General features: G+C 42.1%; 11 protein-coding genes and 2 pseudogenes. 1 reads left to right on the top strand and 12 read right to left on the bottom strand.

All coding sequences use genetic code 11. The features are described from left to right. Positions 1–78 precede the first annotated feature (78 nt). The 5 genes from HT699_RS05355 to HT699_RS05335 form a co-directional block, all read right to left on the bottom strand. Positions 79–474: a single-stranded DNA-binding protein gene (locus tag HT699_RS05355; protein ID WP_050285086.1), complete on the bottom strand. Its 396-nt coding sequence runs from the start codon at positions 472–474 to the stop codon at positions 79–81. Positions 475–550: 76 nt separating this feature from the next. Further along, the gene (locus tag HT699_RS05350) at positions 551–1312 is read right to left on the bottom strand and encodes an SDR family NAD(P)-dependent oxidoreductase (RefSeq protein ID WP_172934161.1); all 762 of its coding nucleotides are present in this window, start codon (positions 1310–1312) and stop codon (positions 551–553) included. A 41-nt stretch (positions 1313–1353) separates the two neighbouring features. After that, positions 1354–1980 carry a YtpR family tRNA-binding protein gene (gene ytpR / locus HT699_RS05345; protein ID WP_050285085.1) on the bottom strand — a complete coding sequence of 209 codons (627 nt, stop codon included), beginning with the start codon at positions 1978–1980 and terminating at the stop codon, positions 1354–1356. Between the two features lie 15 nt (positions 1981–1995). Continuing rightward, entirely contained in the window at positions 1996–2313 is a 318-nt protein-coding gene (locus tag HT699_RS05340) for a thioredoxin family protein (RefSeq protein WP_000615777.1), read from the bottom strand. Beyond that, positions 2310–2609, bottom strand: a complete 300-nt coding sequence (locus HT699_RS05335; protein WP_007284809.1) for a DUF4651 domain-containing protein — start codon at positions 2607–2609, stop codon at positions 2310–2312. Before HT699_RS05335 ends, HT699_RS05340 begins: the two co-directional genes overlap by 4 nt. 93 nt (positions 2610–2702) lie before the next feature. On the opposite strand from HT699_RS05335, the gene HT699_RS12025 reads away from it, so the two are divergent. Next, positions 2703–2834, top strand: coding sequence for a hypothetical protein (locus HT699_RS12025; RefSeq protein ID WP_007285169.1), 132 nt, complete (start codon positions 2703–2705; stop codon positions 2832–2834). Positions 2835–2858: 24 nt separating this feature from the next. Here the strand turns inward: HT699_RS12025 and HT699_RS05330 are convergent. From HT699_RS05330 to HT699_RS05300, 7 genes and pseudogenes are all read right to left on the bottom strand, one after another. After that, a pseudogene (locus tag HT699_RS05330) lies at positions 2859–3074 on the bottom strand (N-acetylmuramoyl-L-alanine amidase family protein); the annotation flags it as partial. Positions 3075–3299: 225 nt separating this feature from the next. After that, on the bottom strand, positions 3300–3974 hold the full coding sequence (locus tag HT699_RS05325; RefSeq protein ID WP_000725723.1) for a hypothetical protein: 675 nt from the start codon (positions 3972–3974) through the stop codon (positions 3300–3302). A 4-nt stretch (positions 3975–3978) separates the two neighbouring features. After that, complete coding sequence (locus tag HT699_RS05320) at positions 3979–4425, bottom strand: LytTR family DNA-binding domain-containing protein (RefSeq protein ID WP_172934160.1); 447 nt, start codon at positions 4423–4425, stop codon at positions 3979–3981. A 113-nt stretch (positions 4426–4538) separates the two neighbouring features. Then, positions 4539–5042 carry a phosphatase PAP2 family protein gene (locus HT699_RS05315; RefSeq protein ID WP_172934159.1) on the bottom strand — a complete coding sequence of 168 codons (504 nt, stop codon included), beginning with the start codon at positions 5040–5042 and terminating at the stop codon, positions 4539–4541. Between the two features lie 234 nt (positions 5043–5276). Then, a complete protein-coding gene (locus tag HT699_RS05310; protein WP_172934158.1) occupies positions 5277–7037 on the bottom strand; it encodes an ABC transporter ATP-binding protein in 1761 nt (586 codons plus the stop codon). Beyond that, positions 7027–8795, bottom strand: a pseudogene (locus tag HT699_RS05305) (ABC transporter ATP-binding protein). The gene HT699_RS05310 and the pseudogene HT699_RS05305 overlap by 11 nt, the downstream one beginning before the upstream one ends. Continuing rightward, entirely contained in the window at positions 8770–9240 is a 471-nt protein-coding gene (locus HT699_RS05300) for a MarR family winged helix-turn-helix transcriptional regulator (RefSeq protein WP_000360544.1), read from the bottom strand. The pseudogene HT699_RS05305 and the gene HT699_RS05300 overlap by 26 nt, the downstream one beginning before the upstream one ends. Positions 9241–9351 lie beyond the last annotated feature (111 nt).

Raw genomic sequence — 9351 nt, 5'->3', positions numbered from 1 at the left:
CTAGCCGCAGGCTGCTCAAAGCATTGCTTTGAGGTTGTGGATAAAGCTAACGTGGTTTGAAGAGATTTTCGAAGAGTATTAAAATGGCAATTCTTCCTCTTCCAAAACCAAATCTGCCAAATCCTGCCCTGCGTTATTTTCTCGCATAGCACGTTGGGCACGACTTTCCAAGAGTTGGAATCCTGTAACAAGTACTTCAGTCACATAATTCATCTGACCATTTTTCTCAAAACGACGAGTACGTAATTCCCCATCCACTGAAATGAGACTTCCTTTGGTTGCGTAGCTTGCCAAAGTTTCTGCTAGTCTGCCCCAAAGGACCATATTGACAAAATCAGCTTCGCGTTCCCCGTTTTGGTCTTTGTAACGACGATTTACAGCGATAGTTGTTCGCGCTACTGACTTGTCATTGTTGGTTTTGTGCAATTCCGGTGTAGACGTTAAACGCCCAATCATGATAACTTTATTATACATATTTTCTTCCTCCTACTTATCTATTCGTAGGAAATCAAAAAAGTTACAGAAATTTGTAACTTTTCGAGAAAATTTTTTATTTTTTATGAACCATGAAACCTGTCGCCTGTTGATTGGCCATAATGGTCATATCTGTAATCTGAACACGACGAGGTTGACTGGTCACATAGACTACTGTGTCTGCGATGTCTGGTGCCTGCAAGGCTTCGATTCCCTGATAAACCGTCGCAGCTCGTTCTTTATCACCGTGAAAACGCACTGTAGAAAAATCTGTTTCAACAATTCCAGGCTGAATGGTCGTCACCTTGATATCCGTTGCGATGGTATCAATTCGCAGTCCATCCGAAAAGGTCTTAACCGCAGCCTTGGTAGCTGAGTAAACAGCGGCACCAGCATAGGCATAAATTCCTGCGGTTGACCCCATATTGATGATATGTCCTTGATTGGCTTTTACCATTGCTGGCAAGAAAGAGCGAGTGACTGCCATTAAACCTTTGACATTGGTATCCAGCATGGTCAACATATCCAACTCTTCATAGTCCTGATAGGGTGCCAAGCCAAGAGCTAGTCCAGCGTTATTGACCAATATATCAATCTGACCTATCGTTTCTAGAATATCGGAGCAGACAGTCTTGACCATGGCCATATTCGTCACGTCTAGTGGAAAGGTCCAGACATTTTGATTTGGATAGATTGCTGCAAACTCCGACTTAAGAGTTTCTAATCTGTCTGTCCGTCGTCCAGTTAGAACGACATTCTCACCCTGCTCCAGATAAGCACGCGCAATTGCTTCACCAATACCTGATGTCGCTCCTGTAATCACTACATTTTTTGCCATCTTATTTCCTTCTATCTGGTCTATCAGATATTAACAACTTCTTAGGCAGTCCAGTGTTTAGCTGGGTCGAATGGTGTTCCGACAACTTGGTCTTCTGATAATTCAATAATACCACGTTTTTGTGGAGCATTTGGCAGATTCAATTCACGAGGACTGCACATCATTCCAAAACTCTTTTCACCACGAAGTTCGCCTGGGAAAATAAGATTGCCTTTGGGCATCATAGCTCCAGGAAGAGCGACAATGGTTTTCAACCCCACACGCGCATTGGGAGCCCCTGCAACGATTTGCACGATCTTATCACTTGCGACTGCAACTTGGCAGATGTTGAGGTGGTCACTATCAGGATGGACTACCATCTCGACAATTTCACCAACAACAAACTTAGGTTCCTTGTCATTGACAATTTCTTCTTTAAAACCTTCCGCCTGCAATTCTTGGTTCAAACGAGCGACCTGTTCATCTGATAAAAAGACTTGACCGAACTCTGCAATTTCAAATAAACTTGAAACTTCAAAAATATTCCAAGCCACTGTTTCCCCATTATCTTTGAGAAAAACACGGGCTACCTTGCCTTTGCGTTCTACATCCAGTTTGGCATCTCCGCTATTTTTCACGATGACCATAAGGACATCACCGACATGTTCTTTGTTGTATGTAAAAATCATTGTTTTCTTTTTCTCCTATTTCAGTCCTGCTAAAAAGTCGTTAATTTGTTGCTTACTTTTACGGTCGCGATTGACAAAACGACCGATTTCCTTGTCCTTTTCTAGAACAACAAGGCTAGGAATTCCATAAACATCCCAGAGTTTAGCCAAATCCATATACTGGTCTCGGTCCACACGAATAAAGGTGAACTCTGGATTGGTCTCCTCAATTTCTGGCAAGGCAGGATAGATATAACGACAATCGCCACACCAGTCCGCCACAAAAAGGAAGACCTTCTTGCCATCTTTTTCTACTAAGGATGCTAATTCTTCTAAACTTGCTGGTTGTATCATAAGACTTCCTCCTCATAGACTAGGTCTTCATTTTCATAGACAAAGGTATAATGACGCCCATCCTCAAAAATCACGCCACCAACCAAGCTCTCTAGACCGCTTTCGTAAACTTGAACATAGAGGGTCGCAATTTCTCCCATGTCTGAAAAATGGTCTCGCACAATCGCTGTCAACTCTTCCTGAGTCTTCCTGAGCTTATGGTCATCTGCAACTTTTTTCGTAGCAAGGGCAAGGCTCCCAATACCAAGCAGGGCCAGACCTGCCATCCACATTTTTTTAGCTTTCATACCATTCATTTTAACACAAAAAAGGCTTTAGGACAAATGAGGAAGCAGCAGAAAAGCAAGTAAAAAGCCTCTTCCTTAAAGGAAAAGGACTTCTTATACTCAATGAAAATCAAAGAGCAAACTGGGAAGCTAGCCGCAGGTTGCTCAAAGCACTGCTTTGAGGTTGTAGATAGAACTGACGAAGTCAGCTCAAAACAGCTTTTTGAGGTTGTGGATGAAGCTGACGTGGTTTGAAGAGATTTTCGAAGAGTATTATTCTTATTGCCAGGCACCTGATTTGCCAACGTAATAACCATCAGGTGTGTAGGTATTGCGAAGCATCTTACCTGATGAAGCCAGATAATACCACTTGCCATTATCTTTGACCCAATCATTCGCTAGCATGGCACCAGAAGAACTTACATAATACCATTCTCCCTTGTCATAAACCCAAGTGCTTGCTTTCATGGCTCCTGAGCAATTAGAGGCCAAAAAAACTGTCCAATATCATTCATTTTTTAAAAGCATTTGATACTACATCATCCACGCTGTAGGACATAGATACATCAAACGTAAGAGTCAAAACATCGAAAAATATACAACTTTTAAAGGCAACATTTCATTTTTTAAAGTCTAACAACCATAGAACTGAAATCAGAGCAAGGCATCAATTTCCTACTCTTAGTACGTCTATTTTGGATGGTTTAAGTGAAGATTTTTTTATTTAACGTAGACAACCTCCAACTTTCCAAAAGCCACATCCCCACGGATAATCAAGGTTTTGCTGGTTGGGGCTAGAGGGGCATCTGCCTTGGCTACACCACAGAAAGTTTCCACCTTCAAATCAACTCTCCAATGTTGGGGAACATAGATAACTGCATTGCCAAAACCAACTTCCACCTTCAGGGTTGCGGTATCTCCTAAAATCTCTGCATTGTCATAATATATCTTGGCATTGCCAAAACCAACTTCTACTTGGTCTTCTACCAATTCTTGGTTTTGCTTGTAGAAAGTCCCAGTCCCAAAAGCAACTTCCTTATCTACAAGAATGTTTTTTTCACCATCATACCACCATTTTTTCCCATTCCAAGTTCTGTTAGAATGAGTGAGTACGCTGACACCCATTACAATCAAAATACTAGCCCAGAACAATGACTGATTTGGAATAGGTAAGATGTCATAAAAATGATTAGCAATCATTAAGGCTACTAGAACTGTAAAAGAGGCTGAAGTTAAGTGGCGACGCAACAAAGCTCCAACTGATTGGTAGGCAAAAAAAGTAATACCAATCAAGGGCCAAATGTGCCCTCCTAGAGAAGGGATTCCAAAATTTCCTTGTACTAATATTAAAGCTGCTAGTACAAGTAACACAATACCAAATGCTTTCTTTTTCATCTTATTACCTCATGTTTCTTAGATTTTCTTTTAGGAGGGATTGGTAATGCCGTGAGACATGAACCTCCTTGTGGGTCTGATAAAAGGAAATAGTGCCCGTTCCTGAAAAGGACTTGTCCACCGAGTAAACCTGACGGATATTAGCGATAGTTGACTTGGATACTCGACTGAAATAACGGGGCAGGATAGCCTCTAACTCATAGAGTTTAAGCCGAACCTCGTAGGCATCTTTCTGAGTATGGGCATAAATCTTGCTACCTTCTGTCTCAAAGAAGAGAATTTCCGACAAGTCCAGATAATATTCACCCGTCCCCTTATAAAAAATCAACCTAGGAGACTTGGATTCTTGCAAGAGCCGCTGTAAATCCGCAATCTCATCTGTCAAAGCCGCTGCCTTGATGACAATTTCAGTCTCCTCTAAATTGCCGTCAATCTCAATTCGTAACTTCATCACATCTCCTTTCTGACTCTACTATATCAAAGCTAAGTTAGGAATACAAGGGCAAAAAAGCAAGTGGTCAATTTGAAGCAGTAAGTGGTTGTAGGACTAGCTTAACTTACATGTCATAATAAGAAGAAAAGGAATCCCCACACCAGACCACAAGCATAGCCAACTACTACATCCTTGGGAAAATGCACGCCACCTAAGACTCTCACTAGACCGAGGAGAGCTGATAAGACCAATAAGATAATCCCTAGAGATAAACTAGCATGAAGGCAAGCCATGGAGATAATGGTTGCCGAAAAGACATGACGACTGGGCATAGACTGACCAGGACTATCTCTGTCAAGCAGAGGTTTAATATCCCATTCCTCATAAGGCCTAGGAGCATTGATTTTCTTACGAAGAAAGGACAAAATCACAAAACCTGACGCTGGAATAAACAAATAGATTCCGACCTGTTTCCCAAGTCCTTGTTGGAGATAGGTAGTTGCTAACAAGGTTAGATAAACTATAGGCATAACTATGGTCATGAACCTATTGAAAGCTCTTAACAGTCTCAGAAAGATAGGCTTATTTTTAATGTTAGCAGCCATGTGGCCATACCATTCTTGATAATTTTTCATATATTTTCTCATCACTTACTCAAATTTTATACTCAATAAAAATCAAAGAGCAAACTAGGAAGCTAGCCACAGACTGCTCAAAGCACTGCTTTGAGGTTGTAAATAAGACTCATATACCTACTACAAGGCGAAGCTGACGCGGTTTGAAGAGATTTTCGAAGAGTATTGCTTATAGGGAAGCACTCGTCTTCTAGTATAGTGCAGAAAAAGAAGGCCGTCAAGCCTTCTTTGGGTTTATTCTTCTACTTCGTCTTCTGTAAATTGACTGTTGTAGAGGTCAGCGTAGAAACCAGCTTGCGCCATCAGCTCATCATGATTTCCTTGCTCGATGATATTTCCATCTTTCATAACCAGAATAAGATCAGCATTTCGGATAGTAGACAAGCGGTGGGCGATGACAAAGGAAGTTCTGCCTTCCATCAAACGGTCCATAGCTTTCTGAATCAATTCCTCCGTCCGAGTATCGACAGAAGAAGTCGCCTCATCTAGGATTAGGAGTGGTGCATCTTTCAGCAAAGCACGAGCAATGGTCAAGAGTTGTTTTTGCCCGACAGACAAGGTCACTGTATCATCCAAGACTGTATCGTAACCATCTGGTAGGGTCATGATAAAGTGGTGAACCCCCACAGCCTTGCTGGCTTCAATCACACGCTCATCACTAATACTTGTTTGGTTATAGATGAGATTGTCGCGAATGGTCCCTTCAAAGAGCCAAGTATCCTGCAAGACCATTGAAAAGGCATCGTGTACTTCCGAACGCTTCATCTCTTTGGTATCCACACCATCGATGCGGATACTTCCCTTATCAATCTCATAGAACTTCATCAAAAGATTGACAATAGTTGTCTTCCCAGCTCCAGTCGGTCCGACAATGGCAACCTTTTGACCTGCATGAGCGGTCGCAGAAAAGTCATGAATAATGGTTCGCTCTGGTGTATAACCAAAGGAGACTCGATCAAAGACTACTTGACCTTTCATATCGCTCAATTGTCTTTCTTTATGGGATTCGTCTTCCATTTCCTCTTCAGCTAGGAATTCGAAGACACGTCCCATGGCTGCACTAGCCTGCTGCAAACTAGTAATCCCTTGGGCGATTTGTGAAAGAGGCTGAGAAAAGATACGAACGTAGGCCATAAAGGCAACGATAATCCCGATACTGATGTGTCCATTTAAAGCCAAGGCTGCACCAACGATAATCACCAAGGCATAGCTAAAGTTCCCAATAAACATCATAATCGGCATCATAATCCCTGAAATAAATTGAGATTTCCAGATACTACCATACAGACGATTGTTTAATTTCGCAAACTCTTCTTTCGTACTTTCGATGGCATTGTAACTGGTCACCACATTATGGCCAGAGTACATTTCCTCCACATAGCCATTGACAGCTGCCAAATCCTGTTGCTGACTCTTAAAGAAACCCTGTGATTTGCCCATAAAGACAGACACGAAAGCAAATCCAACAAGGGTTGAAACAACCGTCACCAAGGCTAAAATCCAGTTCATCCCAAACATGGTTACCAAGACTGCTAAGACCAGTAAACTAGATGAAAGAACTGTTCCCAGACTTTGATTGAGAGACTGGGCTGCAGTGTCAACGTCATTGGTTACACGAGACAAGGTATCTCCTTGAGAATGTCCATCAAAATATCCCAATGGTAGGCTATTGATTTTCTCTGCAATGGCTCTTCTCAAACGCTCTGAAAAACGTTGAATGACTGTAGTAAACAGAAAGGCCTGCAAATAATTTGATAGAAGTCCGATCACATAAATCACGGCCAAAAAACCACCAATAGCTGCAACCGCCACGACATCCACACTTGTTTCTAGACCACTTGCAATGATATTGGTCATTTCCTTGATGCGAGTCGGCCCATAAACAGTAACGATATTGGATACGATTGTTGCTAGAAAGGCTATCAGAAGGGCAAACTGGAGGCCTGCAAGATAGGGTTTACTCTGTTTCCAGAGAGACATTTTCTTATTTTCCATGTTCCAATTCCTCCTTCGATAGTTGTGAATAGGCAATTTCTTGGTAAACTTCGTTATTAGCTAGAAGTTCCTTGTGGGTGCCTTGTCCCACGACTTTTCCTTTATCCAAGACCAAAATCAAATCAGCATCCATAATCGTTGAAATACGCTGTGCGACGATAAGCTTGGTCATAGACTTGGTTTTCTCTGCTAACTCTTGGCGTAGGACACGGTCTGTCTTGTAATCCAAGGCTGAGAAGGAGTCATCAAAGATGAGGATTTCTGGCTTCCGAGCCAAGGCACGCGCAATGGCCAGACGCTGTCTTTGACCACCTGAGAAGTTGATTCCTCCTTGGGCCACTTCTGACTCTAAACCCGCTTCCTTGTCTTCGATAAAGTTCTTAGACTGGGCCAATTCCAAGGCCTGCCACATAGCCTGCTCACTAAGTGGTGTTTCTTGACTCTGTCCAAAGTCTAGATTAGCCTTGACATCACCTGAAAAGAGAACAGCTTTTTGTGGAATATAGCCAACCTTGTTGCGCAAATCTTCTAAGGCATAGTCTTGAACATTGACACCGTCTACAAAAATCTCTCCTGCTGATACGTCGTAGAAACGTGGAATCAGATTGACCAGAGTTGATTTACCAGAACCTGTTGAACCAATAAAGGCCACTGTTTGACCCGCTTCTGCTTTAAAGCTAACATTCTCAATAACCGCCTCCGAATTTGCTGCATAGCGGAAGGTCACATCCTTAAACTCAACCTGACCTTTAAGGTTTTCATTAGCCAGCTGCACTTGAGCAGGATTTTGGATAGAAGAATGCAAATCTAGAACCTGATTAATCCGCTTAGCAGAGACCATGGTTCGGGGAAGAACGATGAAGAGCGCCCCCATGAGAAGGAAGCCCATGACAACCTGCATGGCATAAGACATGAAAACAACCATGTCACTAAAGAGAGGCAGACGCGCTGTCGCAGCAGCATCGTTGATTACATAGGCCCCAATCCAGTAAATCGCCACACTCAAACCACTTGAAATCCCCATCATGATGGGATTTAAAATGGCCATAAGACGGTTGACAAACAAATTCAAGCGTGTCAATTCATCATTTGCTGCTGCAAATTTTTCATTTTGGTAATCCTCTGCATTATAGGCACGAACGACACGAATACCTGTTAAACTCTCACGAGTGATACTGTTCAGTTTATCAGTCAGACTTTGAATCAAGGACTGTTTCGGAAAGGCTAGCGTCATCAAGACTGTTGTCATTAAAACGTTGACAATCACTGCCACAAGTACGGCCCAGAGCCAGTATTCTGAATGACCTAAAATCTTCCCGATAGCCCAAATAGCCATAATTGGACCACGCGTAACCACTTGCAAGCCCATAGTAATCAACATCTGAACCTGAGTAATATCATTGGTGGTACGAGTTAAAAGACTGGGAATAGAGAATTTCTTAATCTCTGTCTGCGAGTAATCCAAAACTCGGTTAAAATATCACTTCTCAGCCTACTAGTATAAGAAGCCGCCACTCGGGATGCAAAAAATCCAACTGCAACTACGGACAAGAAGGCAAGAAAGGACATTCCCACCATCATACTCGCCGGCTGCCACAACTCATCTAAATTAGTTCCTTGACTACCTAGCAAATCCGTAATTTTCGAGATATAGGTCGGCACTTCCAACTCCAGATAGACCGAAAAGCAAGTAAAGAGAATGGCTAGTAAAATCATCCCCCATTCTTTTCTACTAATTCGTTTGGCTAATTTCTTCATTCTCTCCTCCTATTCCCTTGATATTTGCCTGTAGTTGACCGAGAACTTTCTCAAAAATCAGTAATTCATCTTCATCAATGTCTTCCATCAACTGCTTGTCTATGCGTTCAAAAAAAGCCTTAACCTCTTGCATCTGAGAACGTGCTTTGTTCGTCAGACGAACAAATTTAGCCCGCTTATCGCTGGGATTCTCCTCCAATTCCACCAAACCATTTTGCACCATACGCTTGACCAAATTACTAGCAACAGACTTGGTAATATTGAGTTCCTGCTCGATATCTTTAATCAAGACCAAGTCTTGGTTTTTCTCACGATTATCCAAAAAACGTACAACCTGACCTTGAGGCCCACCCATAAATTCAATACCACAACGTTTGGCTTCCTTTTGCACCATGAGGTGAATCTGATGACCAAAACGCTTAAAGACTAACATCGGTTTGTCCATAATCTCCTCCTTCTAAATAAAAATAGTTCTCTGGAGAACAATTAAGTTTCCATGAGAACTATTTTATCATTTTCAGAAAAGATGTCAAGAAAAAGTTTCCTAGAGAACTAT

This window comes from Streptococcus sp. 1055, from assembly GCF_013276815.1.
GTDB classification, from domain to species: domain Bacteria; phylum Bacillota; class Bacilli; order Lactobacillales; family Streptococcaceae; genus Streptococcus; species Streptococcus pseudopneumoniae.
The sequence above is the reverse complement of the archived record's forward strand: the minus strand, read 5'-3'. Positions and strand labels throughout refer to the sequence as shown.